Genomic DNA, 25,802 nt, shown 5'->3' with positions numbered 1-25,802 from the left:
TTGGGTGCAGACTGACGACTACCTGAGACAACGGCGTCCCGGAGGTGTTACGGCATGACTGACGTACTACTCGCGGTCGGCACGCGCAAAGGGCTGTTCATCGGCCGGCGGCGGCACGGCGAGTGGCGGTTGAACGGCCCGCATTTCCCCGCACAGGCCATCTACTCCATCGGGATCGACACCCGCCGCGCGACGCCCCGGCTGCTGGCCGGGGCCGACAGCGCGCACTGGGGGCCCTCGGTCTTCCACTCCGACGACCTCGGCGAGACCTGGCACGAGCCGGCCCGGCCGGCGGTCAAATACCCACCGGATACCGGGACTTCCCTGGAGCGGGTGTGGCAACTGCATCCGGCGGGGCCGGCCGCCCCGGATGTGGTGTACGCGGGCACCGAGCCCGGCGGCCTGTTCCGGTCCGAGGACGGCGGTGAGACGTTCGAGCTCGTACGGCCGCTCTGGGAGCATCCCAGCCGGGAGCACTGGGCTCCGGGCGGCGGCGGACTGGCCGTCCACACGGTGATCACCGATCCGACGGACGCGGACGCCGTGACGGTCGCGGTCTCGGCTGCCGGGGTGTTCCGCACCCTGGACGGCGGCGCCAGTTGGGCACCGTCGAACGACGGCGTGAAGGCGGTCTTCCTGCCGGACCAGCACCCCGAGTTCGGCCAGTGCGTCCACAAGATCGCGCAGGATCCGGTCGACCGCGACCGGCTGTATCTCCAGAACCACTGGGGCGTTTACCGCAGCGACGACGCCGGTGCGCGGTGGACGGACATCGGCGCCGGCCTGCCGTCCGACTTCGGTTTCGCCGTGGCCGCGCACCCACGCCGGGGCGATGTGGCCTACCTCTTCCCCATCACCGCCGATATGGACCGGGTGCCAGCCGACCACCGCTGCCGGGTGTACCGCACGGCCGACGCCGGCCGTAGCTGGGAGCCGTTGGCGCACGGCCTGCCCGAGGAGGACCATTACGGCACGGTGCTCAGGGACGCCCTGTCCGTCGACGACACCGACCCCGCGGGCGTGTATTTCGGCAACCGCAACGGCGAGGTGTACGCCAGCGCGAACGACGGCGACAGTTGGCGGCAACTGGCCTCCCACCTGCCGGACGTACTGTGCGTACGGGCGGCCACGGTGGGGTGAGGCGCGACCGTGCGGAACACGGAAGTTGAGACTCCTCGGTTACGGCCGGCGAGGACCGGCGGCGGGGAAGGGTACGAGCCCGGGCCATCGATTGAAGGGGAGCGGTCTGAGGCCAGTAGGGTGATCCCGTGGCTGCGCGACCTCTTGAAGACATCGTCGAACCCGGCTGGGCCAAGGCACTTGAGCCCGTCGCCGAACGGATCGCCGCGATGGGCGACTTCCTGCGGGCGGAGATCGCCGCCGGGCGGACGTACCTCCCGGCGGGCAACAACGTGCTGCGCGCGTTCCAGCAGCCCTTCGACGAGGTGCGGGTGCTCATCGTCGGCCAGGATCCCTACCCCACACCGGGCCACGCGGTCGGTCTCAGCTTTTCCGTGGCGCCGGACGTGCGCCCGTTGCCCGGGAGTCTGGAGAACATCTTCCGGGAGCTGCACTCCGATCTCGGGCTGCCCCGGCCCTCGAACGGTGACCTCACGCCGTGGACGAAGCAGGGCGTGCTGCTGCTGAACAGGGCGCTGACGACGGCGCCCCGTAAGCCCGCCGCGCACCGTGGCAAGGGATGGGAAGAGGTCACCGAGCAGGCGATCCAGGCCCTGGTGGCGCGCGGGCGTCCCCTGGTTTCGGTGCTGTGGGGGCGCGACGCGCGCAATCTGCGGCCCCTGCTCGGCCCGTTGCCTGCGGTCGAGTCGGCGCATCCCTCCCCCATGTCCGCCGACCGGGGATTCTTCGGCTCGCGGCCCTTCAGCCGGGTGAACGACCTGCTGGAGCGGCAGGGCGCACAGCCCGTGGACTGGCGGCTGCCCTGAGGGCGGCGACATGCGCCGGAGCCGGCGGCTCGGGCTGACACCGGAGGCCGGACCACGCCGGGAGAGACCGCGGAGATACCGGGGGTCTCGCGTCGATACCGGGAGATAGTGTGCCCGCATGACGAACGCGAACATCCCTGCGGGTTGGTATGCCGACCCGCAGGGCACTCCCCACCAACTGCGCTGGTGGGACGGCTCCCGGTGGACCGAGCACACCCACGGGGAACCGCAGCGGCACCAGGCGGACCAGCAGCAGCACCACGTTGACCGACAGCACCAGCAGCACCAGGCAGCCCCACAGCAACACGCCCCTCAGCAGAACGCCGCGCAGCAACCCCCCTCGCAGCAGCACGCCCCCCAGCAGCACATGGGTGGCGGGAGCCTCTTCACCGAGCCGGTGCTGGTGGTGAACCAGAAGGCCAAGCTCATCGAGGTCACCAACGAGTACGGCGTCTTCGACCAGCACGGCAACACCCTCGGCACGGTGGTACAGGTCGGCCAGAGCACCGCCAAGAAGGTCCTGCGGGTGGTCTCCAGCCTGGATCAGTACATGACCCACAAGCTGGAGATCCGCGACTCCCACGGCCGGCCGCAGTTGGTGCTGACCCGGCCGGCGAAGATCCTCAAGTCGAAGGTGATCGTGCAGCGGCCGGATGGCGGGCCGGTCGGTGAGATCGTGCAGCAGAACGCCATCGGCAAGATCAACTTCGCGCTGATGGTCAACGGTCAGCAGATCGGCGCGATCAAGGCGGAGAACTGGCGCGCCTGGAACTTCGCGGTCGTCGACCACACCGACACCGAGGTCGCCCGCATCACCAAGACGTGGGAGGGCCTGGCCAAGACGATGTTCACCACCGCGGACAACTACGTCCTGCAGATCCACCGGCAGCTACCCGACCCGCTGTTGAGCCTGGTCGTGGCGACGGCGCTGACCGTCGACACCGCCCTCAAGCAGGATGCCCGCGGCCTTGGCTGAGCCCGCCGCCCACGGCCCGCTCGTCCTGGGAGTCGACTCCGGCGGATCCGGGCTGCGGATCGCCGTCGCCCGGGCCGACGACCCCGCGTGCCGGCCGCTGGCCACGCACGCCTCACCGGAACCCGTACGCACCGGCCCCGCCGGCATCGACGCGGACCAGATGCTCTCCCAACTGCTGCCCGCCGCCGAGGAGTTGCGGCGCGAGGCCGGTGGAGACGGATTCGCCGCCGTCTGCGTGGGCGCCGCCGGAATGGGCACGCTGGGCGACGACCTGCGGGCCCGGCTGCCCGCCGCCCTGGCGGCCGCGTTCGGCGTATGCCCGCTCGCCCTCGCGGCGGACGCGATCACCGCGTACGCCGGCGCGCTGGGCCAGCGCCCGGGCGTCGTGGTCGCCGCGGGCACCGGCGTGATCGCCATGGGCACGGACCTTACGGAGGCGGGCGGTTGGCGCCGGGCCGACGGCTGGGGGCACCTGCTGGGCGACTGCGGAAGCGGCGCGTGGATCGGCCGCGCCGGGCTGGAGGCCGCGCTGCGCGCCCACGACGGGCGGCCGGGCGGCTCCGGCGCCCTGCTGGCCCGCGCCGAGACGTTCTTCGGACCGGTCACCGACCTGCCCGGCATGCTGTATCCCCGGTCGGACCGGCCCGCCGTACTGGCGTCGTTCGCCCCCGAGGTGGCACGCTGCGCCACCGAAGACGACGCGATCGCCGCCGGCATCCTGCGGGACGCGGCCCGCCACCTCGCCGACGCCGCGGCCGCCGTCCGCCCCTCCGGAGCCCGCGCCACGGTGGCGTTCACCGGCGGCCTGTTCCGCGTCGGCGAACCTCTGCTGGCCCCGCTGCGCACCGCGCTCGCCGAGCGCCTGCCGGACGTCGCCCGGACACCGGCCGAGGGCGGTCCGCTCGACGGTGCTCTGCGCATCGCCGCGGCACTGGCGGCGGACCGGCTGCTCCTGCCCGCCGATGTGAAGTTGTTGCAGATCACACGCCCTGCGGGGTGACGAGGTCGCCGTGACGCGCGGGATAAATCGGGACGGATACCTCGTGACCGAACCCTCCCGCCGCGCCGGAGTGGCCGAAGGCGTTAGCATGCGGCGCCATGAGTTCCCCCACTGGGCCCGCACCTGGCTCGCCCCGTTTTGACGCCGATTCCCCGAGCCCGGGAGCCGCGCCCGGCCTGCCTGTACGTATGCCGCGTGCGCGGCAGTCCGGCCGCCACCGCAAGCCGGAGCCGCTCGCCGCACCCGAGGGCGCACCCGCCCTGGTGCTCGCCGTACCCGGCACTCCCACCCCCGCCTCGCGCAGCCTGGCGGAGGAGGTCTCCAGCATCGCCCGTTCCGAGCTGCCCGGCCTCGACGCCCGGATCGCCTACGTCGACGGTGTGGACGACGAGTACCCGTCGCTGGAGGCCGTGCTGACCCATGCGGCCGCGGAGCAGAGTGCCCGGTTCGCGCGCGACGGCGAGCCCGAGCGGCCCGGCCCCGCCGCGGTGGTCGTGCCGCTGCTCGCGGGACCGGACAGCGCCCTGCTGCGCCGCATACGCCAAGCCATGATGAACAGCGGCTCCGGCGCCGAGCTGACCGATGTCCTCGGCCCGCACCCGCTGCTCGCCGAGGCGCTGCACGTCCGGCTCTCCGAAGCGGGCCTGGCGCGCGCCGACCGGGCGCGGCTGTTCACGGTCGCGACGGCCGCGGACGGCATCATCCTGGCCACCGTGGGCGGCGAGGAGGCCGTGCAGGCCGCCGGGATCACCGGCATGCTGTTGTCGGCGCGCCTCGCGGTGCCGGTACTGGCCGCGGGCCTCGACGAGGAAGGCGCCATCTCCCGCACGGCGGAGCAGTTGCGCGGCTCGGGCTCGCAGCAGCTCGCGCTGGCGCCGTACCTGATCGGCCCGGAAATCGCCGACGGCCTTCTGGGGGCGGCCGCGGCGGAGGCGGGCTGCGCGTCGGCGGAGGCGCTCGGCGCGTACGGCGCGGTGGGCCGCCTGGTGCTGTCGAACTACGCGGCGTCGCTGGGCATCGCGCTGCAGCCGCTGGGCCAGCCGGCTCCGGTGCGCTAGCCGGGGGCGAAGGACACATGAGGGCCGTCTTCGCGCGCACCGCGCGGGGGCGGCCCTTCGCGTTGCGTGGCCGACGAGCCGCCCCGGTGGGCGCTGAGCGGCGCCAGGCGCCCGTCTGACGCCCTGCGGGCGGTGCGGAGGCGGTGACGGCGACCGGGCGGCCACGCGGCCGCGAGCGGACCCGTCAGGACTTTGGCGTGAGTGTCCGTGCGACGCGCCTCGCGCGAGGCGCCCGCGCACGGGCCACCGTCTACGTTCGACCTACCGGATCACCGGCTACCAGCCACCGGCCACCGGCCACGGAGGGAAGCGCCTTGATGAACGTCGACGTCGTCCGCGCCTGTTTCGCGAGCTATCTCGCTCAGGACCGGGAGGCCATGGAGCGGCTGCTCGCCGAGGATTTCGTCTTCACCAGTCCGCAGGACGACCACATCGGCAGGGCCGAATTCCTCGAACGCTGCTTTCCCACCGCCGACCGCCTGCGCTCGCAGGAAATCCTCGATGCCGTGCCCACGGGCGGCGACGACGTCTTCGTCCGGTACGAGTACGAGCTGAAGACCGGCGAGCGTCATCGCAACGTCGAGGTCCATACCGTGCGCGGCTGCCGGATCAGCGAGGTGCAGGTGTACTTCGGCGGGCGGTTCCCGCAGGGGTGAAGCAGGGGTGAACGGGCCCGTGGGGGTCAGCCGTCAGGTGAAGACGACGCAGGAGGCCGCCGGCGCCTCGATCGAACCGGCCCGCGTGGGAACGCCGGTCACCGGGTCGAGCGTGAACCAGGTGACGTCACCGGAGCGCTCGTTGGCGGCGTAGAGGTGCCGGCCACCGGGGTGGAGCGTCAGGTCCCGGGGCCAGTGGCCGCCGCAGGGGACGGTCGTGACGAGGGTGAGGGTGTCGCCCGACGCGTCGAGGGCCAGGACGGAGACGCTGTCGTGGCCCCGGTTGGCGGCCCAGGCGAACCGGCCGTCCAGGGAGACGACGAGTTCGGAGGGGTAGGTGCCGGCCGTGGGGGTCCCGTCCGGCAGCAGCCGGGTCTCGCCCAGGGGGGTGAGCGCGCCCCGCTCGGCGTCCCAGCGGCAGACCGCGGCCGTCGGATCCAGTTCGTTGACGACGTAGGCGTGCGTGCCGCGCGGGTGGAAGGCGAGGTGGCGCGGGCCGCTGCCGGGCCGCAGCCGGACCTCGTCGTGCACGCTCAGCGCGCCGCTCGCGGGGTCCAGGGCACAGACGCGGACCGAGTCGGTGCCGAGGTCGACGGTGAGCACCCAGCGGCCGGTGGGGTCGGGAAGGACGGCGTGCGCGTGCGGGCCCTCCTGCCGGTCGGCCCGCGGCCCGCCGCCCTCGTGCGGGAAGACCGTGGCGCGGTCGCCGAGCGTGCCGTCGGCCCGGAGCGGGAGCGTACTGACGCTGCCGGAGCCGTAGTTGGCGGTGACCAGGTGGCCGGCGGTCAGCGTGAGGTGGGTGGGGTCGGCGCCGTTCACGGAGACGGGTGGGGCGAGGGGGACGGGCCCGTTCTCGGTGAGGGCGAAGGCGCCGGCCGCTCCGTCGGACGTCTCGCTCACCGCATAGAGGTAGCGGCCGTCGGGGCTCGGCGTCAGATACGAGGGGTTGGGGACGGCGTCGGTGGAGTGCACGGGGGTGAGCGTGCCGGTGCCCGGATCGACGGCCGCGGCGGTGATGCCGTGGCCGCCAGCCGTCGTGAACGATCCGATGTACGCGCGCCGGCCGCCGTCCGTCATCCCCACTGGTCCGCCCTTCGTCCGCCTGCCCGTTGAGGTGTGCGGGCGACGCTAACAGCCGTGGCGGGAGGTCTTGGAGCGATGGCTGATACGAGATGGCGGCCGGGCGTGTCGGTGAGGTGCGTCGGTGGGGGCCGGTCGGTCGGGCCTGACGATGGCCGGTCGGTCGGGCTTGTCGGTGGCCTGTCGGTGAGGGTGCCGGGTGCGGCTTCTCAGGCGCCGACCAGCGGGGAGCGCGGGGAGCTGTGCAGCGGGCCGGCGAGTTCGGCGAGCGCCCTCTCCAGACCGTGCAGATGGGCGAGTGCCGGCTCGGCGGCGGCGCCCTGCGGCACCGCGTGAGGCGCGGCGGCCGCCACCTCGCGCGCGGCGTCGGGCGTGGTGAGCGCCTCAACCGCCGCCTCCACGCGCCAGCAGGCGGCGGCGAGCCGCGCGTCGTGGGAGGCGTCCGGATCGGCCGCGATGGACGCCAGTCCGCGCACCTCGCGGGCACATTCGTCGAGCAGCGCGAGCACGTGACGGGCGCGGGCCTTGCGGGCCCGCAGCGGGCTCAGCGGGTGCACCAGCGGGGCGAGCGAGAGCCGGACCCGGCCCAGCAGCAGCTCCAGCTCGGCGACGCGCGGAGCGGGGTCCGCGCCCGGGGAGCCCTTCAGGCGCGCGGCGGCCTCGGCGGTGCAGGCGTGGACGCAGCGCAGGGCGCGCTGGATCCAGGCATCCGTGGTGGTGTGGGTGGTGATGGGCAGCACGAGGGCCACGGCCAGCGCCGCCCCGAGCGCCCCGACACCGGTCTCGGCCAGGCGCAGCGCGAGCAGCGCCGGGTCCAGCACGCCCAGCAGGCCGTACAGCAGCCCGGCCATCAGCGTCACCGCGATCATCATCCAGGTGTACGAGACGGCCGCCGAGTAGAAGATCGCGAAGACGCAGACGGCGACGAGCGCGGCGGTCGGCGCGGGGGCGCCGTGCAGCGGCACCGCGATCAGCAGCCCGGAGACGATGCCGGTGACCGTGCCCAGGACCCGGCGGAAGCCGCGGACCAGGGTCTCACCGCGCGAGGCGGTGTTGACGAAGACCCACCAGACGGTGCCGACGGCCCAGTACCACCGTTCGTCGGACAGGAGCTGGCCGACGCCGAGCGCGAAGGCGCAGGCGGCGGTCGCCTGGACCGCCTGGCGTGTGGTGGCACGGCTCAGCCCGCGGCCGCCGGGCGGGGCGGGCAGGACGGGCGGCGGCAGACGCCGTTCGTAGCACCAGGCGCCGAAGCGGACGGCCGAGGAGGTGAGCAGGGAGAGGACGACGGCGCCGTACAGCTCGGGGAGCTGAGCCGGCATCGCGTGCAGGAACTGCGCCATGAAGAACGTCATGAACGCGAAGACGCCCAGGGCGTGACCGCGCGGGCCCCAGCGGCGCGCGTACACCCCGGCGCACACGACGGCGAGGAAGGCCGCGTCCCGCCCCAGGGGGACGGCGTGCAGCACCGCCGCCAGCGCGAGCACCGGGAAGCCGACGACGGGCAGCAGGACGGTGGTCAGGGCCTGGCCGCGCACTGTGGCGTCGGTGACGGTGAAGAGGGCGAGCAGGGCGGCCAGGCCGCCGGCGATGGCCGCGACGAGCGAGTGGCTGACCAGGCCGGAGACGGTCACGGCCGCGCCGACGCCGAGAACGGCGCGCGCCGCGCTGCGCAGCCGCAGCCGGCCCGGATCCGGAGCCACGAACATCCTCTTCAGCACGACTTCCCGTTCCTGCCCTTCCCGCATGAAAAAAGCGCCGCGGGGATCCGCAGCGCCATCGACGGAGCCATCAGACCATCCGGGAGGCCCTTGGCTCAAGGGAAGCCGGAAATGCTGGGCCATTGGCCCAGCACTGGGCGCTGTCCGTGGGCCAAGAGGATGCCAACGGACCACCACCGGGGGAAGTGCCCGGCCCGGCGCGGCGTGACCGGCCTCAGCGGTCGTGCGCCCCGGCGTCCCCGCGCGATGACGGCAGAACGGAACGGACCGCTTCCGGCGACCGGCCCACGACCGCCGTTCCGTCGTCGGCGGTGATCAGGGGCCGCTGGATCAGCACCGGATGCGCGGCGAGTGCCTCGGTCCACCGGGAACGGTGCGTGCTCTCACGGGGCCAGGAGGCGAGGTCCAACTCGGCCGCGACCGGTTCGCCGGTCCGCGCGATATCCCACGGCTCCAGCCCCAACCGTCCCAGGACCTCCTGGAGTTCGGCGACGGTCGGCGGCTCCTCCAAGTAGTGGCGGACCGTGTACCGGGCCTCTTCCGCGTCCAGCAACGACAGCGCCGAGCGGCACTTGGAGCACTCGGGGTTGATCCAGATTTCCATGAACGCGGTTCTCCCTCTGCTGGTGATCGGGGTTTCTTGGTTATCAGGGGCTTCTTGGTGATCGGGCCGGTGATCAGGTCCGGGTGGCCGTTTGCGCCGGCGGCCGTTTGCGCGGGCCGGTGTCCGTCAGCCGTCGCCGATTCCCAGCGCGGTGAGCAGGACCAGGACGACGGTGACGACGGCGAACAGGCCGTGCCCGGCCACCACCGGGACGGGGAAGTACCGCTCGGCGGGTTCGGTCCGCTCGCCCGCGGCCGGGGCGGGCGCGGCGGCGGCACGGGCCCGGTACACGGGGAGCCAGCGCGCCAGCATCGTGAAGCCGAGCAGGGCGACGGGCACGAGCAGGGCGAAGGCGGTCCAGGCCAGCGCCTCCTTGTCGGCGATCACGTAGACGATCCAGACGACCAGGCCGATCGCGGCGAGGGCGAAGTGTCCGAAGACGACGGGCACGGGCAGTCGGCTGCCGCCGCCCCTGATTCCGCCGCGGGAAATCCACGTGCCGAGCATGAAGAAGCCGCCGAGGGCGGTGATCACCCAGGTGATCAGTGCGGCGATGTCCATGAGGAACTCCTTGGGTGGGGGTGGGAACAGGCGGCCACCCTCGATTTCACTAACAAATCTTGGTCTTATCTGGGTCGCCGGTCAAGCGAGCCTGCTCAAGTCCCTTCGGCCGAGCCCGCGTCCACTCCTGTGGGGGTTACTGTGAAGGCGTGGCCTCCGACCAGTCCCAGCCCTCGCCCCCGCCCCCGCTTCCCGGTGACGCGGCGATCGAATCCGTCAGCGTCCTCGGCGAGGACTCGCGGCGGCGGATGTTCGCCTTCATCCGGCGCGCCCGACGGCCCGTGACCCGGGACGAGGCGGCCGAGAGCGTGGGCATATCGCGCAAGCTCGCCGCCTTCCACCTCGACAAACTCGTCGACGCCGGCCTGCTGCGCGCCCGCTACGGCTCCCCCGGCGGGGTCCGCAAGGTCGGCCGCCAGCCCAAGATCTACGAACCCACCGACGCCGAGATCCGCGTCAGCATCCCCGACCGGCGCCATGAGCTGCTGGCCGATCTGCTCCTTCAGGCCGTCCTGAGCGAAGGCGAGGACGAGAGCGCCGCGCAGAGCGCCGTACGCACGGCCCGCCGGCGGGGCGAGGAACTCGGCGCGGCCGAACGCGAGCGGGTCCGCCCCGGCCGCCTGGGCGCCGAGCGCGGCCTCACCCTCTGCGAGCGCATGCTCGACCAGCACGGTTTCGAACCGGCCCGCGAGACCCCCCAGCATCTGCGGTTGCGCAACTGCCCCTTCCACCCGCTGGCGGCCAAGGCCCCGGAGCTGGTGTGCGCCATGAACCACGCCTTCCTCGCCGGCTATCTCGAAGGCTTGGAGATCACCGGCGTCCAGGCCGTCCTCGCACCCCGCCCGGGCGAATGCTGCGTCGAGCTGGGGCCGGCGGGCGAGTAGGCCCTGTCGGTCCGGTGGCCCAGGGCATCTCGCTCTCACTGGGCCATTGGTACAGTCCCGGTGACCATCCAGTGACCGGAGGAGGCCGTTCGGCCATGGCTGTGGACGCCCTCGACGCGAAGATCCTGCGGCTGCTGCTGGAGCAGCCGCGTACGTCCGTACGGGAGTACGCCCGGATTCTGGGCATCGCCCGCGGGACGGTGCAGGCCCGGTTGGACAAGCTGGAGCGGGACGGGGTGATCACCGCCTACAGCCCCCGCCTGTCGCCCGCCGCGCTCGACCACCCGGTGCTGGCGTTCGTCCACATCGAGGTGACGCAGGGACGCCTGGAGGAGGTGGCCGCCGCGCTGGCCGAGGTGCCGCAGATCATCGAGGCGTTCTCGACGACCGGTGGCGGGGATCTGCTGACGCGAGTGGTGGCGCGGGACGCGGCGCACCTGGAGGACGTGATCCAGCGGCTGATCAGCATGCCCGGCGTGGTCCGTACCCGTACGGAGGTGGCGCTGCGCGAGCGGGTGCCGCACCGGATGCTGCCACTGGTCGAGGAGGTGGGCGGCACCGCGAAACCGCGGTGAGCTAGGGCGCCCCGGGCCTTGGCGTGCTGGAGGGTTGGCATGCTGGAGGGCATGAGCGCCTCCCCCGCCGGCCAGGCCACGGCCGCCCCGCGTACCCCGGTCATCTTCGACCTCGACGGCACGCTCGTCGACAGCGAGCCCAACCACTACGAGGCGGGACGCCGACTGCTGGCCCGGTACGGGGTGACGGACTACACCTGGGACCAGCACGCCCGCTTCATCGGCATCGGGACCCGCGAGACGCTGGAGATCCTCGCGCGGGAGTTCGGCCTCGACGCGCCCGTCGAGGAGCTCCTGGCCGGCAAGACCCGCGCCTACGTGGAGCTGGCCCGGGCGCACACCGAGGTGTTTCCCCAGATGCGGGCGCTCGTGGAGCGGCTGCACGCGGCCGGGCACCCGATGGCGGTCGCCTCGGGCTCGTCCCGGGCCGCGATCGAGGCGGTGCTCGCGGGGACGGGGCTGGACGCCGAGCTGACCATCGCGGTGTCGGCGGAGGAGGTGCCGCACGGCAAGCCCGCGCCGGATGTGTTCCTGGAGGCCGCGCGGCGGTTGGGCGTCGAGCCCGCCGACTGTGTGGTGCTGGAGGACGCGGCGCCCGGCGCGCTGGCGGCGCACCGGGCGGGCATGCGGTGCATCGCGGTTCCGTACCTGGCGGAGGCGGCCGGTGATCCGGGGTTCGCGAGCGCGGGGCTGCTGTTCCGGGGCGGTCAGCGCGAGTTCAGCGCGCGGGTCGCCCATGACTGGCTGGACGGAGGCCGGACGAGGGCGCCGCGAGGGGGAATTGACTCCGCGTCAGGCGCCGGCCGGGGGCACGGCGACGCGGACCAGTGAGCCGGTTTCCAGGGCGGCCCACAGGGCGCCGTCGGGGCCGAGGGTGATGCCGTGGGGCTCGCAGTGGGGGTCGGCCAGGGCGTAGCTGTCGATCCGGCCGTCGGTGGTGATCCGGCCGATCCGGCCGACGCCCCACTCGGTGAACCACAGCGCGCCGTCCGGGCCCGCGGTGATGGCGTGCGGGCGGGACTGCCGGTCGGGGAGCGGGAATTCGGTCAGGGTGCCGTCGGTGGCGATGCGTCCGATCTGCCCGGCGGCGATCTCGACGAACCACAGCGCGCCGTCCGGTCCGGGCGCGATACCGACCGGCCCGGCCTCCGGGGTGGGCAGCGGGTGGAGGCCGATCTCGCCGTCGACGGTGATCCGGCCGATGGCGCCGCCGGCCTGGTTGACGGTGAACCACAGGGCGCCGTCGGGGCCCGGTGCGATCGCCGAGGCGAAGGATCCCGCCGTCGGCAGCGAGTATTCGCGGAGGGCGCCGTCGACGGTGATCCGGCCGATGCGGTCGGCGGCGGACTCGGTGAACCACAGGGCGCCGTCCGAGCCCGCGGCGATACCGAGCGGTCCGGCCTTCTCGGTGAGCGGCGCGAACGTGCGGCTGTCGCCGTCGGTGCCGATCCGCCCGATCCGGTGCTCCTTGAAGTCGGTGAACCACAGGGCGCCGTCGGGGCCCGCGGCGATCATCGTGGGGCTCCCGGAGCCGGGGGCCACCTCGTGGCGGGTGACCTGTCCCGACGTGGTGACCCGGGCGATTCCGCCGCCGTGCACCAGCGTGCACCACAGGGCGCCGTCGGGGCCGGCGGCGAGCGCGTACGGCCCCTCGTCGGGACCGGCGACGGGGAATTCCTGAAGGGTGACGGCGGTGGGCTGCGACATGGTGCGGGGCTGTCCTCTCGGGTGAGCGGGAAGGCTCGGCCAGGGAGAGGCTACGCCGTGGCGGGAAGCCGGCCGGGGGTGCCGGCCGGCTTCCCGCACGGCGAAAAGGCGCGAATTACGCGTTACCCGAGGTTATGAGTTACCCGGGGTTACGGTTTGCGGATTACTGCAGTCCCAGGGACTTGCAGGCGGCCGCGACCTCCGGGGTGCACAGCCAGTCCACGCGGACCACGCCGTCCCGGATAACGGTGTCGTTCAGATTCTTCTTGGTGACGATCTTCGCGTCGAACAACTTGGCCGGGATCCCGGACTTGGTGCCGTTGCCCGCGGTGGTCGGCGTGAGCGACTTGATGCTCTTGCCCCGCAGAAGACGGAAGGCGATCTCGGCGGCGGTTTCGGCTTCCGGCCTGACCTCCTTGTAGATGGTGAAAGCCTGCTTACCGGTCACCAGACGCTGTAGAGCGGGGAGTTCGGCGTCCTGGCCGCCGACCGGCACGTTTTTGATGCCCGCGACCGAAAGCGCTTCGGCCACTCCGCCCGCCATGCCGTCGTTCGCCGAGTAGACCGCGTCAAAGCCCTCCGCGCCTTGGCCGTCGATGACCTCGGCCATCTTCTTCTTGGCGCGCTCCGCGGACCAGTCCTGAACGTCCTCCTCGAAAACGATCTTGTTGACCTTGCGGTCGAGCACGTCGTGCGCGCCCCTCTTGAAAGCGGGGGCGTTCGGATCGGTCGGCGAGCCGTTCATCATCACGACGTCGGACGTCGCCGCGCGCGAGCCCAGCGCGGCGACGATGCCCTGGCCCTGGAGCCGGCCGATCTTCTCGTTGTCGTAGGAGACGTACGCCGCCACATCGCCCTCGGCGAGCCGGTCGTAGGCGATGACCTGGACGCCCTTCTTGGCGGCCGAGTTCACCCAGCTCCTGGCGGCCTTGGCGTCAACGGGATCCAGGATGATGACCTTGACGCCCTTTGCCACGAGCGCCTCGAACTGGCTTTTCTGCGTGGCCGCTTGGGCCTTCGCATTGTGGTAGTCAACCTTGCATTCAAGACAGAGGGACGCGATCCTACGCGAAATGATACGGCGATCGAAATTCTCGTAACGGGCCGCTTTGTTCTCCGGAAGGAGCAACCCGATGGACAGCTCGCCGACCCCTGCGTCGTGGTGCTCTTCTCCGCAGGCCGCCAACGGCACGGCAAGCGAAAGCGCCATCGCACCGGTGACCGCGCGACGCAGTATTGCATTCATTTGAGGTACCTCCCAAGGGGCCGCCCTGACCGGCCCGGAACGGCTGAAGTGAACGTCACCCCCGCGCCCCCGTCAAGAATCCAAGCGAGAACGATATGAAAGCGAGTTGTGCCTCGGCGGGCCGAATGGGAGGACTCCGGGTCAATTACTCACCGGTTGGCGAGTGTTGCTTCGGGCCAGACCTTCCCAGGTGACCATCCCCCCGGATAGGAACGGAAAAGAACCGGCATTCGCGACATGTCCGCATAGCGCGCCCCGTAAGCCGACTCATCGGCCAACTCCTTGCGTCCTGGAGCGAACAGCGCCGACCGGCTGTCACCCGGCCGCACCCCTCGTGCCATGCTGAGGCGTCCGCGGATCAAGGCAGGCAGCAGGAGAACACGGCAGCGTGAGGGCAGTGAAACGGCGGGGCGGGACCGGCACCTGGGATCGCTTCGCGGCGTCCGACCCCGGTCTGCTGCGGCTGATGGCCGGGCTGCGCACGGTGACCGCGATCGCGCTCACGCTCGTCGTCCTGGCCCTGCTCCACACCGACGTCACGCGCATGGTCGCGGGCGCCATGGCGGCGATGGTCTCCACCTTCGCGATCAAGGAGAAGCAGGTACGCGGCCAAGCGGTCACGCTGGCGCTCGGCCTGCCCGTCGCTCTCACCGCGATGTCCCTGGGAGCGCTGCTGCACACCCGGATCCTCGCGGGTGACGCGTTCTTCGTCGCTCTGATCTTCGGCGCCGTCTACAGCCGCCGGTTCGGCGACCGGGGCAACGCGCTGGGCCTGATCGGCTTCCAGATCTACTTCATCTCGCTGTTCGTGGGCGCCACCGTCTCCGCTCTGCCCACCCTGTACCTGACGCTGGCCCTCGCCTTCGCGTGCAGCGCGGTCGTACGCTTCGCCGTCGTACCGGAGACCCCCCAGCGCATTCTGCGGCGCCTGCGGGACGCCTTCAGAGCACGGCTCGCACAGGTCGTGGCCACCCAGATCGAGCTGCTGGACGCCCGCCCGGACCAGATGGACAAGGTCCTCGACGATCTCCGTCGGCGCACCGCCCGGCTCCACGAGTCGGCGCTGATGATCCAGGACCGGCTGGCGGAGGGCACCCGCGACGCGGCCACGGCAGCGCTGCTGCAACGCCGGATCGCGGACGCCGAGATCGCCACCGAGCGGCTGGGCATGCTCCTGCTCAACGCCCGCAGCGCCGAGCGCGCGGACACCCTCACCCTGCATCTGCCGGACGCGCCGGTGCCGGCGACGGGCAACCGGATACGGGCCGGGGACGACGCGACCGTCACGCTGCGCCGCGACCTGAACGCCCTGCACCTGCTGGTCGCCCGGCCCACCGCCGACGGCGGGGGCACCGCGGTGGCCCACGTCCGCAACCGGCTGCTCGGCTACCGCGACGAGGACAACCTGCCGCGCGCCTCGACCGCCGTCCAGGACGTCTTCCGCGGCATCGGTGAGGCCGCCCGTTCCGTCCTGGGCCTGCGTCTCGCGCTGGACGGGCCGCAGGACGAATCCGACGACACGCCGGCGACGACCCGGTCCCGCGAGGAGTTCGACGCCGAGGACGTCGCGCTCGCCGCGCCCGAGGAGCCCGCCGAGGAAGAGCACACCGGACTGCGGCGTCCCACCACGAGGGCCGCGTTCCAGGTCTCGGTCGGCTCCACCCTCGCCATCGTCGGCGGCGAGTTCCTGTCCACCCAGCGCTGGTACTGGGCGGTACTGACCTGCTGGGTGGTCTTCCTCAACACCGCGTCCACCGGCGAGATCCTGGTCAAAGGCTACCGGCGGCTGCTCGGCACGGTCCTCGGCGTCGTCGCGGGGGTGGCGCTCGCGGGGCTGGTCGGCCACCACACCTGGACCGCGTTCGCCCTCGTCCTGCTCCTCATCTTCGCCATGTTCTTCACCGCCCCGCTGTCGTACGCGTGGATGTCCTTCTTCGTCACCGCGATGCTGGGACTGCTCTACACGCTCCTGAACACCTACAGCTTCTCCGTGCTCGTGCTGCGCGTCGAGGAGACGGCGCTCGGCGCGGCCTGCGGCATCATCGCGGCCGTGCTGGTGCTGCCGGTGCACACCGACCGCCGGACCGACGAGCTTCTCGGTACGGTCCTGGACCGGCTCGGCGACGTCATCTCCGCGGCGGTGGAGCAGCTCAGCGGCGGCCCCGCGTCCGACCTGCTGACCAAGGCGCGGGACCTGGACACGGCGCTGGACGACCTACGCGCCTCCACCCATCCGCTGACGCACCCGATCACTCCCCTGCGCGGCCGGCGGCGGAGCGTGCGCTACCTGGTGGCGCTCCTGGAGACCTGCGCCTACCACGCCCGTTCGCTGGCGGCGACCGCCGAGCTCGTGCCGTACAGCAAGACCGTGGCGGCCGACCCGCGTCTGGACCGGGCCGGCCGGCGCATCGCCCACAACCTTGAGGTCATCGCCGCGCACGTACAGAGCGAGGACGCCGAGGGCGAGGTCGAGGCCGGTGCCAGCATCGCGTCGATGCTGGAGGCCGACGGATCGGGCCCGCTGCGCTCCGGCACGGTGACCTTCCGCGTGCTGCGCCACCTCCAGCGCCTCGACGAAGGAGTCTCGGGGCTCGCCCGCCCCCTCGGCGCGCCGGTCGCCGGCCGCACGGAGACCAAGGCCGCACGCGGCTGAGGGCCGGCCGACGCTCAGGCACTGCTCTCGCGGGAGTGCCTCGGGGAATGCGGCGCGGCGGGCCGGTCCGTCACCCGACCGTCAGGCTCAGGGCGCAGGCGAGCAGCGCGAACATCGCCAGCAGTGTCACCAGGGCCAGGCACAGCAGGCGACGGCGCAGCTCGTCGTAGCGGGCGGAGTATTCCCGCCGGAGTTCACCGCAGCGGTCGCGGACTCTTTCGTAATAGCGGCGCTCCAGCGCCAGGCGGTCCCGCACGAACAGCCGGACCACTTCCTCACGTTGCGTCGTGGTGAGCCACGGCATCCGGTCGGCGAACTCCTCCGCCTCGGCGCGAGCCAGCGCGCTGCCGGCCCGCAACAGCAGGTACCCCTCGATCTGAGCGATCCCCGCGTCCACCTCGTGCTCGCGGTGAGGTCCGTGAGGTTTCGGCGCTCCCGGGTTCATTCCCTCTCCGTCTCTGCGGAATGCGGCCCGGACACACCCGGTTTCGGTGCCCGCCACGGTCCGATACGGCGAGAGGGCGCCGCCATGGGCGGGCTCGTAGCGTTCCAGGTGACGATCGGCACGCGAGACATCGTCCTGCCGGGCGCGCGCACGCAGATGATCGCGGTCATGAGGTCACAGCACCGGATCGGGCCGTCCGGGGTGAGGGATGACAGCCGCGCCACCACCGCCGCGCCTCTCCTGACGCGTCCGGGCTCCCGGTCCGGGACAAGAGCCGGACGCGCCGCCGGTGTCACCATGAGCCACCCCTCCCCCTTTCCTTTTCACGGGACTATCCGAATACACGGCACCCGGCAGCGGATTTCCTGATGACTCGGTCACCGTCGTGAGGGCTCAGCCACACTCACACCAGGTCCTGCCGTGGGCACGCGCATTTCACCCTTTGATTACCGAATAGGCGGTGGCGGCATACGGCATTGAGCCGTCCATGGGCGCGTCCGAGCGGCGTGCGATCGCGGCGGGATTCCCTCTGCGGTGCACGACGCGGAGCAGCCCGCACCGCGCGGCCTCAACCCCGCGGCTTCAGCGGCCGGAAGGCCGCCCCTCCGGGTGCGAGGGCGCCTCGACGACGGGCGGTTCACCCCACGGTGCGGCGAGCGCCTCGCGCAGCGCGGCGGTGGCGGCGTCGCCGATCCGCTCGGCGAGGACGCCTTCGATGACGTCGATCGTGGCGAGGGCCCGCTGATGGGCGCGGGCACCTTCGGCGGTGACGCGGACCAGGCTGCTGCGGGCGGAGGCCGGGTTGGGCACCTGCTCCAGCAGCCCCATGCCGATCAGGCTGTGCACCGCCTGGTGGGCGGTCTGCCGGGTCACTCCGACCCTGCGGGCGAGCTCGGAGATCGAGGTGCCGTCGGCGTCGAGAGTGGCGAAGACGGCGGCCTGGGCGGCGGTCACCGGTCGCTCACCCGCGGCCTGCATGCCGGCCAGCAGCGCGTCTTCGAACCAGCGCTTGGCCTGGGCGAGCATCTGGGGCAGGTTTCGTGCGGGCTCGCTCATGGCTCCTCTGAACTCGGGGGATGTCGAGCATAGCCAGGCCGCCGGGGCTGCCGCGTTCAGCCGAGCGGGTCTTCAGGCAGCAGCTGTCGCAGCGCGCGCATCGCCGTCTCCGGGTCGCGGACGGTGATCGCCAAGCGGTGGAACGGTGCGCCGCGTCGCAGCTCAACGCACAGCACCGGCCCGGCGGCCCGGATCACCGCGAAGTCCTGCCCGTCTCCCAGATGCCGCACGCCCGCGCACAGCCGCCCGGGGATCCAGGTGCCCTTGCCGCGGGTGCCCCGGAGCGCCCGCCACCAGTCGGGCTCCACGTGTACGTCCCGCACCGCCGAGGCGGGCACCCGCACCTCGCGGCGGCGTGCGGCCGCCTTCTCCCGCCAGGTCAGGCGCACGACGACGTCCGTTCCCTTCACCACGACCCGAGCCATGGCTTCTCCTTCCCGGAGCCGGCAGCCGTCGCCTGTGGATGCGGGAGGGGGTCACCGGCCGTCCGCGCCGCCCGTCGGCCCGTCCGGGGCGGCCCTCACCTGCGGGTCCGCGGTCGAGCTGTCGTCTCCCGTCGTCCGGTGCGTCAGCCAGGCCAGCAATTCGGGCCACGGCTGGACGGCCCCTCGCGACGGAGTGGCGGGGCAAGCTCGATCATCGCTCTCCCGTTGCACGCACAGTCCTGTCGGCAGGCGGAGTCACGGGGAAACCGCCGCCCCGCGCAGCGAGGGCGGCGGCACCCTTGGGCTCATTAATAGCCCCGTGGGGCCGTCGTCCCCGGCATTCGCCGCACCGTGGGCGGCGTGGCGGCCGCTCTCGTCTCGGACACGGAAGCTCATGCGGGGACAACGAGAACGAAAGTTGCGTCGAGATTTGTCAAGTTCCTCCAGGTCGAGCGGGATGTGCCCGCAAGGAACCGCGGCCCTGACGCGCCAACGGGCGACGACGCACGAGCGGACCACCCGCAGCGGTGGGCCCTGCGGCCGGGCTACAGCCGCAGGGCCCACCTCTGCCACCATGGGCCATCGACGTCCCGCGCCGGTCATCCGGCGCGGCGGCATCCTGACCTCGACACCCAAGCGAAGGGAGCACCTTGTGGTCTCACTGGCCGCACTGACCCCGCTGACCTGGCTGGCGATACCCCTGCTGACCGGCCTGGGCGCAAGCCTGTGGGCTTGGCACGTCTCACGCCCGCACCCTCGTGACGTGTGGACCGACGTCCGGCGCCACGACCGCATCCGGGCCACCTTCGGCCCCGTGGTGCCCGAGCGGGGGTGACTACCGGCTGATTTGTCGCTGGTACAGGCCAACAAGGGTGCCGCCGGCCAGTCGCTCCCGCTCCAGCGCGCCGCGGGCCTCGTCGGCCGTCGCGCCCTCGGCAATCGAGACCGGCCCCGACAGGGCGTACAGCCGGAAGAAGTACCGGTGCGCCTCGTCTCCCGCCGGCGGATGCGGACCGCCCCAACCCGCCTCCCCGAAACCGTTCTTGTGCGCGCGGCCTCCGGGGGGAGTTTCGCCCGCGCCCACACCTCCGCCGCGCGGATCGATTCCCGTCACCAGCCAGTGCAGGAACGTCCCCGACGGGGCGTCGGGGTCCTCGCACAGCACAGCCAACTCCGCCGCCTCGTCGGGAACGCCCGACCAGGTCAGCGGCGGTGAGAGGTTCTCGCCCTCCTTCGCGTGGCGCCGCGGGATCAGCGCGCGGTCGGTGAATGCGGAACTGGTGAGCTGGATACCGGCCATGCGCCCTGTGGTACCCGCCGGGACGGGGCGCGTATCCGGTATCACCTGATTGATGCAGTTGCGGCGGCTTCCGGCAGTGAGCCGCGGCGCGCCTGCGGGCCGCCGCCCGGATGACCGAGGCGGTGCGCCGGCTTCGGTCTGAACGGGCAGGCTGAGCGAACGCCCGCGTGGGAAACGCTCCGCGGCCCGGCGGGTTCACCGGACGGCGGAGCGGTCACCACGGGTACGTCGCGACTGGCGAGGGAGGCATGTCGCGCGCGGGCCGGGGTGGTTCAGGTCGCCAGCCGGAAGCCGGCGCCGACTCCTCCGTGGGCGTTCATCTCGTCGATGATGCTGAGGATCGGTGAACTGTGCTGGGCTCCCCAGGCGTTGCCGACCAGCGTCTGACCGGCGACGACGGGGGCGCCGGAGTCACCGCCGTTCGTCCAGATGAGGTGGGTGAACCAGATGCCGCTGGTGCCCAGCTTCATGCCGCAGGTCAGGCCGGTCCGGTGGCCCTGCTTGCACATGCGGGTTCCGTTGGCGGGCGGGGCTCCGATCGAGGTGATGGTCACTCCGCCGACGGTGGCGGTGGGAGCGACCTTGTTCTCGTCCAGGTCGATCACCGCGTAGTCCAGGCCCTTGGGGCCGGTGCTGAGCAGGTTGTTGGGCGTGCTGACGTACGTCACCGTGCCGATGGCACCCGTTTCCAGGTCGGGGCGGCTGTCGGGGATCGGAGCCGGTGCCGCGGCCGTCCCCGCGGGCGAGGCGTCCCGGTAGACCTTCTCGCCGACCAGTTTGTTGCCCTGCGCGTCGATGAAGCAGTGGGCGTTCGTCAGGCCCACCAGATTGCCGGTCGCGTCCCGGCCGACCGCGGTGAGGGTGCAGATGAAGTAGCTCGTGGGCGCCTCCGGGGACGGCTGCATCCGGAAGATGATGCCGGTGCCGCCGCCGACGGGCGTGAGCGAATCCGCGCTCGCGGCGGGAGCCGCGGTGAGGGACATGCCCGCCAGGAGGACGGCCAGGCCGAGGGCGCGTAACACGGGTAGCACACGTAACATGCGATCACTTTCCGTGGGGTGGGGGGCCGGAGCCACGGACGGGCGCTCCGGCCGACCGCCGAATCGGCGATCACGCAACATAGGAACACAAGCCCCTATTTGTCACTATGTGATGTGCGCCACCCGCCCGCGGCGAGAAGGCGGTGGCCGAACTCCCCCACGCCCACGGGAAACACGTCAATCGCCCCAGATCTTGCGGTAAGCCTGGCGGTAGCCCTCGGAGTCCCAGGACAGTGCGCCACCGCTGTTGGCCGCGGTGGCGATGTGGACGGGTGCGACGTACCCGCTGTCCGGGGCGCCGGCGAAGGCGCGGTTGAACTCGTCGACGATCTGCCAGCCCTGTTCGGAGAGGGGCTCGGGCACGGTGGCGGCCTGGAACTCCTTGCCGTTGACGCGCTGGAAGGCCGACGGGTCACCGTCTCCGGCACCGATGTTGAGCGGGGCGCCGGCGCCGTCCTTGCCCGCCGCGCGCAGTGCGGGAGCGGCGTGGCGGAAGTACAGGTCGTTGATGGCGGCGGAATGGGTCCACTTACGGCCGAAGCGGGACAGCAGCGAGCGGACTTCCTTGATGGAGCGGCTGTTGGCCTGCGGAATGGGGATGTTGGTGTAGCTCAGCAGCTTGGTGTCGGAACAGGTGGCGAGTTCCTTCTTGATCAGATCGGACTTGCGCTTGGCGAAGGGTATCGAGGCGTCGGTGAACAGGACGACGCCCGCGCGGCCGTTGGACCGGGCGATGATCCAGTCGGCGCTGATCTTCGCGACGTCCTCGACCCGGGAGGTGATGTTGCTGAAGAGCCGCGGCTCCTTACTGGGGCCGGGGGTCGCGGTGGCGTGCCAGCCGATCAGCGGGATTCCCGCCGTATGGGCCTTTTTGACGTCCTTCGCGACCATCGCCGGATCGAAACCGCCGACGACGATGCCGTCCGGCTTGAGGCTGAGCGCCTGCTTGAAGGCGGCCCGGATACCGTCCGGCGTGCCCTTGCCGTTGATGGTGCGGGCATGCCATCCGACGATCTCGGCGGCTTCCTGGACACCTTGGGCGACCCCGGCGACGCCGGGGTTGGTCAGGGTCTGGGCGACGTAGACGACGGTCTTGCCGTGGACGGCCTCGGGGCCCGTGGCGGGGCCCTTCCAGGGGGCGTTGACCTCCTCGGCCTTCTTGACGGCTTGCTTGGCCCGGGAGAGGGCGGTGGGGCATCCGGGCTTGGAGGAGCTCCTGTGGGATGCGGTGGTTTCGGTGCCGGTTTCACAGCCGGCGGTGGCCATGACCAGGAGCGCGGCGGCTGTCACGACCGCCTTGCGGGTGGGGTGCACGGATCTCCTCGCAGGGCAGGATGAGGATACGGGTTGGGGGTGGGGGGAGACAGGGTACGGGTGTCGACGCTCCGCGCGGCAGCCGCCTTCGGGAGGTCGGGCGGGCGCCTCCGGCGTCGGGCCCGGTGAGGAAAGAGCCGGTCCGCGCCCCACTCCCCCACGGACACCGGCACCTCGGCCCATCAGCCGCCCGGGAACATCGCAAGAGGGTAACCGGCCAAAAGTGACAAAGAGTTGAATACCGCTGAGCTCTTGCTGGTCACGTGTTGCATGGGCCTGCACAAGCGGTAGTGTTCGCGGCCGGTTGGAGATGTGGCGCGATCCTTTCGCTCGCATTCGGGGCGAACCACGCAAGCGTCACGCACCCCACCATCGTCGGCGGTCGGCACCAGCACCTCGGCCACCGCTCAGGAGCACGTCGTAAGGTCGTAAGGAGGCCCGGGTGTCTGTGGACACAGTGGACCCGCCACACGAGCCGGACCCGTCCCGGCGTCCGTCGTCGAGGCCGCGGTTCCGTCAGCAGGCGGGTGCCCTCCTGGACCGATGGCCGTTCCGGCGGAAGCTCAACGTTCTGGTCATCGCGCCCGTCGCGGTCGTCGGCGTGCTTCTGGGCGTCGGCGTCAACTCCCAGGTGGCCAGGGCCCGGGACGCCAGCCGGAGCGCGGAGCTGGTGCGCGACAGCGAGCAGGTCACGAGGCTGATCAACGACGTACAGGCCGAACACCGCCAGGCGCTCCTGCTGTCCGTGGAGCAGGAGTCGGCCCGGCCCGGCGCCGCCCTGCCCTCGACCGCCGCCTACCGTCGGACCCAGCGGACCACTGACGAGCAGGTCACCGCCGTGCACTCCGCGTTCGGGCCGGGACTGCCCAAGCAGGAGGCGCGGGCCCTTGAGTACATCCGGGGCCTTGCCGTGCTGCGCGACAAGGTCGAACGGGGATCGGTTCCGGCCGCCGGCATCGACCCCGCGTACGCCGCCGCGGTCGGCTACCTGATCGACGGCATCGGCCTCGACCGCTTCGCCGGGACCTCGTCGTCCTCGGTCACCAACCTTCTCGACACCGTCCTGCGCGCCGACGCCGCCCACGCGGCCTTCGAGAGCGGGGTGTTCTCGGCCCAGACCCGGGATGCCAACGCGCTCACCGAGTACACCCGTGCGGTCGGCGCCCACAAGCTCTACGAGGAGCAGACGATACGTTTCGGCAGGATCGCCGACCCGGACCAGGTCCTGCGCCTGGGCGCGATCGAGCGAGCCGCCGAGGAGAACGGCGTCGAGGCCCAGTTCGCGGAGCTCCAGATCGATCCGGACTCCCTGCAAGGGCAGACCCCGGATCAGTTGCGCGAGGCGATCGCCGCCGGGACCCGGCAGGCCGAGGCCCGCCTCGACATCACCGGGTCGCTGATCGACCAGATCGCCGCCCGGGCCGACGGCCTCTCCCGGAGCGCCCTGCACAACGCGCTGGTGATGCTGGGCCTCGCCCTGCTCGGCTTCGCGTCCTGGCTGTCCTTCTCCGTCCTGGTCCGGCGCTCGGTCGTCCGTCCCCTGGCGGCCCTGACCGGCGCCGCCCAGCAGGTCGTCGACGTGGCGGGCGAGGAACTCGCCAGGGTCGAGGACGACGAATCGGCGGAGGGCACCCCGCTGCGGCCGCGGCCGATCCCCGTCCCGGTCCGCGACGAGATCGGCCACCTGGCCGAGGCGTTCAACCAGGTGCAGGTCACCGCCGCGGCGCTCCTGGAGCGGCAGGTGCTCAGCCGCCGCAACGTCGCCGAGATGTTCGGCAACGTCGGACGCCGGGTCAGCAACCTCACCTCACGCCAGCTCATGCTGATCGACGCCGTGGAACGCGAGGAGACCGACCCGGACGTCCTGCAGCGGATGTACCGCATCGACCACATCGCCGTACGCCTCCAGCGCAACGCCGACAGCCTGATGCTGCTCGCCGGAATCCGCGACCCCGAGATGGAGGCCCGGCCGACCACCCTGGTCAACGTCATCCGGGCGGGGCTCGGTCAGATCGAGGGATACCAGCGGGTGTCCCTGCGGTCCGAGACGGAGGTCACCGTCGGGCCGGACATCGTCGACGATCTGACGCTGATGCTCGCCGAACTGCTGGAGAACGCCGTCTCGTTCTCCCCGTCCGACACGCCCGTCGAAGTGGTCGTCCGGCCCGGCACCGACATCACCTCGGACGGTGGCGCCCTGATCGAGGTCATCGACCACGGCCTCGGCATGAGCGCGGAACGCCTCGACGAGGAGAACTCGCGGCTGGTCCGCCGGGAGCGGCTCGACCTCGTACCGACCAAGGTCCTCGGCCTGTTCGTGGTCGGAAACCTCGCCCGGCGCTCGGGCATACGGGTCACCCTGAGCCGTACGCCGGGCGGCGGCGTCACCGGCAGCGTCTGGCTCCCCTCCTCGCTCCTGCTGGCCGTCGGCCCCACCGCCACACCGCCCCCGGCGGCGGACACGGCGGAGACCGCGTCCGAGCGCCCGGCACCGCCCGAGCGGGGGTCCAGCGCGCCCGTGTCCGAGCGCGCACCGGCCGCCGCCACGCCCCTGCCGGTGCGGACCCCCGCCACCGCGCCCGAACAGTGGCCGGCCGCCCCCTCAGGGGAGGACGAGCTCCCCCGGCGCCTGCCGCACCCCACGGACGCGGAGCGGACCACCGCCACGCTCGAACCGCGGCCGGCACAGTCCGTCCGGCCGCTGCGACGACGGATACGGGGGGCGACGCTCGACATGACCACCCCCACGGCCGACCGGGAGCTCCATGCCGTGCGCGAGCCTGTCGACGCCGACGCGGTCCGTTCGGAACTCGACGAATTCGAAGCCGCAGTACACCGGGCAGAGCAAGAGAGCGCCGCTGCCCCCGAGAATCCAGCTCCATCGCCACACCAGCACCCCCGGAAGGAGTCGGGCAGTGACCACGCCGACAGGTAAGAGCGGTTCCGAGCGGGACGAACCCGCTGATCTGACAGCCGCCGCGGCCGACTTCACCTGGCTGCTCGACCGGTTCGCCACCCAGACCGCCGGCGTCGTCGACGCCATCGCGGTGTCCTCCGACGGCCTGCTGATCGCCGTCTCCCAACTGCGCGAGCAGGCCGACTCCGAACGGCTCGCGGCGATCGTGTCGGGGGTGACGAGTCTGGCCGCCGGCGCGTCCGGCAACTACGGACTCGGCGGCCTCAACAAGGTCATCATCGACCTGGAGGGCGGCCATGTGCTGGTGTCGGCCATCGGCTGCGGTGCCGTCCTCGGCGTGGTGACCTCGAAGGAGGCGAAGCTCGGCAACATCGCCTACGAGATGACCCTCTTCGCCAACCGGGCCGGCAGCGCGCTCACGCCCCAGCTCGTGCTGGAGCTCAAGAACAACGCCGGCGCCGCACCGGCCCGCTGACCCGTCCCACACCGCGAGGCAGGGATGCAGGCGCTGAGAAGAGGGCAAAATGGCCGCCGGTGAACCAGGACCGAACGAGGGTGGGGACCTCCCCTGTTCGTGGGGATCCCCCCGCTCAAGCGAAGCCGAGAGTGCGGGAGGAGCCGAGAGCTCGGGGGAGGGC

25 protein-coding genes are annotated in these 25,802 nt (G+C 72.0%); 13 read left to right on the top strand and 12 right to left on the bottom strand.

All coding sequences use genetic code 11. From position 1 onward, the window contains the following. Positions 1 to 54 precede the first annotated feature (54 nt). From ACZ45Z_RS02730 to ACZ45Z_RS02705, 6 genes are all read left to right on the top strand, one after another. A complete protein-coding gene (locus ACZ45Z_RS02730) occupies positions 55 to 1,140 on the top strand; it encodes a WD40/YVTN/BNR-like repeat-containing protein (RefSeq protein ID WP_468354889.1) in 1,086 nt (361 codons plus the stop codon). Between the two features lie 128 nt (positions 1,141 to 1,268). Beyond that, positions 1,269 to 1,946, top strand: coding sequence for a uracil-DNA glycosylase (locus tag ACZ45Z_RS02725; protein WP_468354886.1), 678 nt, complete (start codon positions 1,269 to 1,271; stop codon positions 1,944 to 1,946). A gap of 118 nt (positions 1,947 to 2,064) precedes the next feature. Continuing rightward, complete coding sequence (locus ACZ45Z_RS02720) at positions 2,065 to 2,922, top strand: LURP-one-related family protein (protein WP_468354883.1); 858 nt, start codon at positions 2,065 to 2,067, stop codon at positions 2,920 to 2,922. Beyond that, complete coding sequence (locus tag ACZ45Z_RS02715) at positions 2,903 to 3,922, top strand: N-acetylglucosamine kinase (RefSeq protein ID WP_468354880.1); 1,020 nt, start codon at positions 2,903 to 2,905, stop codon at positions 3,920 to 3,922. The genes ACZ45Z_RS02720 and ACZ45Z_RS02715 overlap by 20 nt, the downstream gene beginning before the upstream one ends. Before the next feature lie 188 nt (positions 3,923 to 4,110). After that, entirely contained in the window at positions 4,111 to 4,980 is an 870-nt protein-coding gene (locus tag ACZ45Z_RS02710; RefSeq protein ID WP_468354877.1) for a sirohydrochlorin chelatase, read from the top strand. Between the two features lie 317 nt (positions 4,981 to 5,297). Next, positions 5,298 to 5,636: a nuclear transport factor 2 family protein gene (locus ACZ45Z_RS02705; RefSeq protein ID WP_468354874.1), complete on the top strand. Its 339-nt coding sequence runs from the start codon at positions 5,298 to 5,300 to the stop codon at positions 5,634 to 5,636. Between the two features lie 33 nt (positions 5,637 to 5,669). Here ACZ45Z_RS02705 and ACZ45Z_RS02700 read toward each other — a convergent pair whose 3' ends face one another. The 4 genes from ACZ45Z_RS02700 to ACZ45Z_RS02685 all read right to left on the bottom strand — a co-directional run bounded on the left by ACZ45Z_RS02700 (position 5,670) and on the right by ACZ45Z_RS02685 (position 9,602). Beyond that, positions 5,670 to 6,719, bottom strand: a complete 1,050-nt coding sequence (locus ACZ45Z_RS02700) for a lactonase family protein (protein ID WP_468354872.1) — start codon at positions 6,717 to 6,719, stop codon at positions 5,670 to 5,672. Positions 6,720 to 6,925: 206 nt separating this feature from the next. Continuing rightward, the gene (locus tag ACZ45Z_RS02695) at positions 6,926 to 8,437 is read right to left on the bottom strand and encodes an FUSC family protein (protein WP_468354869.1); all 1,512 of its coding nucleotides are present in this window, start codon (positions 8,435 to 8,437) and stop codon (positions 6,926 to 6,928) included. A gap of 214 nt (positions 8,438 to 8,651) precedes the next feature. Continuing rightward, the gene (locus tag ACZ45Z_RS02690; protein WP_468354866.1) at positions 8,652 to 9,041 is read right to left on the bottom strand and encodes an ArsC/Spx/MgsR family protein; all 390 of its coding nucleotides are present in this window, start codon (positions 9,039 to 9,041) and stop codon (positions 8,652 to 8,654) included. 126 nt (positions 9,042 to 9,167) lie between these two features. Then, positions 9,168 to 9,602, bottom strand: coding sequence for a hypothetical protein (locus ACZ45Z_RS02685; RefSeq protein ID WP_468354863.1), 435 nt, complete (start codon positions 9,600 to 9,602; stop codon positions 9,168 to 9,170). A gap of 149 nt (positions 9,603 to 9,751) precedes the next feature. Here ACZ45Z_RS02685 and ACZ45Z_RS02680 point away from each other — a divergent pair, with 149 nt between their 5' ends. From ACZ45Z_RS02680 to ACZ45Z_RS02670, 3 genes are all read left to right on the top strand, one after another. Beyond that, positions 9,752 to 10,486, top strand: a complete 735-nt coding sequence (locus ACZ45Z_RS02680; protein WP_468354860.1) for a helix-turn-helix transcriptional regulator — start codon at positions 9,752 to 9,754, stop codon at positions 10,484 to 10,486. Positions 10,487 to 10,581: 95 nt separating this feature from the next. Further along, entirely contained in the window at positions 10,582 to 11,061 is a 480-nt protein-coding gene (locus ACZ45Z_RS02675; RefSeq protein ID WP_468354857.1) for an Lrp/AsnC family transcriptional regulator, read from the top strand. Positions 11,062 to 11,112: 51 nt separating this feature from the next. Continuing rightward, positions 11,113 to 11,892: an HAD family hydrolase gene (locus tag ACZ45Z_RS02670; protein WP_468354854.1), complete on the top strand. Its 780-nt coding sequence runs from the start codon at positions 11,113 to 11,115 to the stop codon at positions 11,890 to 11,892. Here the strand turns inward: ACZ45Z_RS02670 and ACZ45Z_RS02665 are convergent. Together ACZ45Z_RS02665 and ACZ45Z_RS02660 are read right to left on the bottom strand one after the other, a co-directional pair. Then, entirely contained in the window at positions 11,854 to 12,768 is a 915-nt protein-coding gene (locus ACZ45Z_RS02665; protein WP_468354851.1) for a Vgb family protein, read from the bottom strand. The genes ACZ45Z_RS02670 and ACZ45Z_RS02665 overlap by 39 nt on opposite strands. A gap of 163 nt (positions 12,769 to 12,931) precedes the next feature. Beyond that, positions 12,932 to 14,014 carry a sugar ABC transporter substrate-binding protein gene (locus tag ACZ45Z_RS02660; protein WP_468354848.1) on the bottom strand — a complete coding sequence of 361 codons (1,083 nt, stop codon included), beginning with the start codon at positions 14,012 to 14,014 and terminating at the stop codon, positions 12,932 to 12,934. Between the two features lie 466 nt (positions 14,015 to 14,480). Between ACZ45Z_RS02660 and ACZ45Z_RS02655 the strand changes: the two genes are divergently transcribed. After that, positions 14,481 to 16,667, top strand: coding sequence for an FUSC family protein (locus ACZ45Z_RS02655; protein ID WP_468355550.1), 2,187 nt, complete (start codon positions 14,481 to 14,483; stop codon positions 16,665 to 16,667). 70 nt (positions 16,668 to 16,737) lie between these two features. Here ACZ45Z_RS02655 and ACZ45Z_RS02650 read toward each other — a convergent pair whose 3' ends face one another. The 3 genes from ACZ45Z_RS02650 to ACZ45Z_RS02640 all read right to left on the bottom strand — a co-directional run bounded on the left by ACZ45Z_RS02650 (position 16,738) and on the right by ACZ45Z_RS02640 (position 18,593). Next, complete coding sequence (locus ACZ45Z_RS02650) at positions 16,738 to 17,112, bottom strand: hypothetical protein (protein ID WP_468354845.1); 375 nt, start codon at positions 17,110 to 17,112, stop codon at positions 16,738 to 16,740. Between the two features lie 582 nt (positions 17,113 to 17,694). Further along, positions 17,695 to 18,168 (bottom strand): MarR family winged helix-turn-helix transcriptional regulator, encoded by a 474-nt coding sequence (locus ACZ45Z_RS02645; protein ID WP_468354842.1) that lies wholly within the window; start codon positions 18,166 to 18,168, stop codon positions 17,695 to 17,697. A 56-nt stretch (positions 18,169 to 18,224) separates the two neighbouring features. Beyond that, positions 18,225 to 18,593, bottom strand: a complete 369-nt coding sequence (locus tag ACZ45Z_RS02640) for a hypothetical protein (RefSeq protein ID WP_468354839.1) — start codon at positions 18,591 to 18,593, stop codon at positions 18,225 to 18,227. 574 nt (positions 18,594 to 19,167) lie between these two features. Here ACZ45Z_RS02640 and ACZ45Z_RS02635 point away from each other — a divergent pair. Continuing rightward, positions 19,168 to 19,428, top strand: coding sequence for a hypothetical protein (locus ACZ45Z_RS02635; RefSeq protein WP_468354836.1), 261 nt, complete (start codon positions 19,168 to 19,170; stop codon positions 19,426 to 19,428). On the opposite strand, the gene ACZ45Z_RS02630 is transcribed toward ACZ45Z_RS02635, so the two are convergent. The 3 genes from ACZ45Z_RS02630 to ACZ45Z_RS02620 form a co-directional block, all read right to left on the bottom strand. After that, positions 19,429 to 19,893, bottom strand: coding sequence for a YbhB/YbcL family Raf kinase inhibitor-like protein (locus tag ACZ45Z_RS02630; protein WP_468354833.1), 465 nt, complete (start codon positions 19,891 to 19,893; stop codon positions 19,429 to 19,431). It abuts the gene before it with no gap. 272 nt (positions 19,894 to 20,165) lie between these two features. Further along, complete coding sequence (locus ACZ45Z_RS02625; protein ID WP_468354830.1) at positions 20,166 to 20,933, bottom strand: trypsin-like peptidase domain-containing protein; 768 nt, start codon at positions 20,931 to 20,933, stop codon at positions 20,166 to 20,168. Positions 20,934 to 21,110: 177 nt separating this feature from the next. Further along, positions 21,111 to 22,247: a substrate-binding domain-containing protein gene (locus tag ACZ45Z_RS02620; RefSeq protein WP_468354828.1), complete on the bottom strand. Its 1,137-nt coding sequence runs from the start codon at positions 22,245 to 22,247 to the stop codon at positions 21,111 to 21,113. A 442-nt stretch (positions 22,248 to 22,689) separates the two neighbouring features. Between ACZ45Z_RS02620 and ACZ45Z_RS02615 the strand changes: the two genes are divergently transcribed. Together ACZ45Z_RS02615 and ACZ45Z_RS02610 are read left to right on the top strand one after the other, a co-directional pair. Beyond that, complete coding sequence (locus tag ACZ45Z_RS02615) at positions 22,690 to 25,182, top strand: sensor histidine kinase (protein WP_468354825.1); 2,493 nt, start codon at positions 22,690 to 22,692, stop codon at positions 25,180 to 25,182. Then, positions 25,163 to 25,639: a roadblock/LC7 domain-containing protein gene (locus tag ACZ45Z_RS02610; RefSeq protein WP_468354822.1), complete on the top strand. Its 477-nt coding sequence runs from the start codon at positions 25,163 to 25,165 to the stop codon at positions 25,637 to 25,639. The genes ACZ45Z_RS02615 and ACZ45Z_RS02610 overlap by 20 nt, the downstream gene beginning before the upstream one ends. Positions 25,640 to 25,802 lie beyond the last annotated feature (163 nt).

Source organism: Streptomyces sp. NPDC031210 (assembly GCF_055570395.1).
Note: the sequence above shows the minus strand (reverse complement) of the source record. Positions and strands in the feature narration are given on the sequence as shown.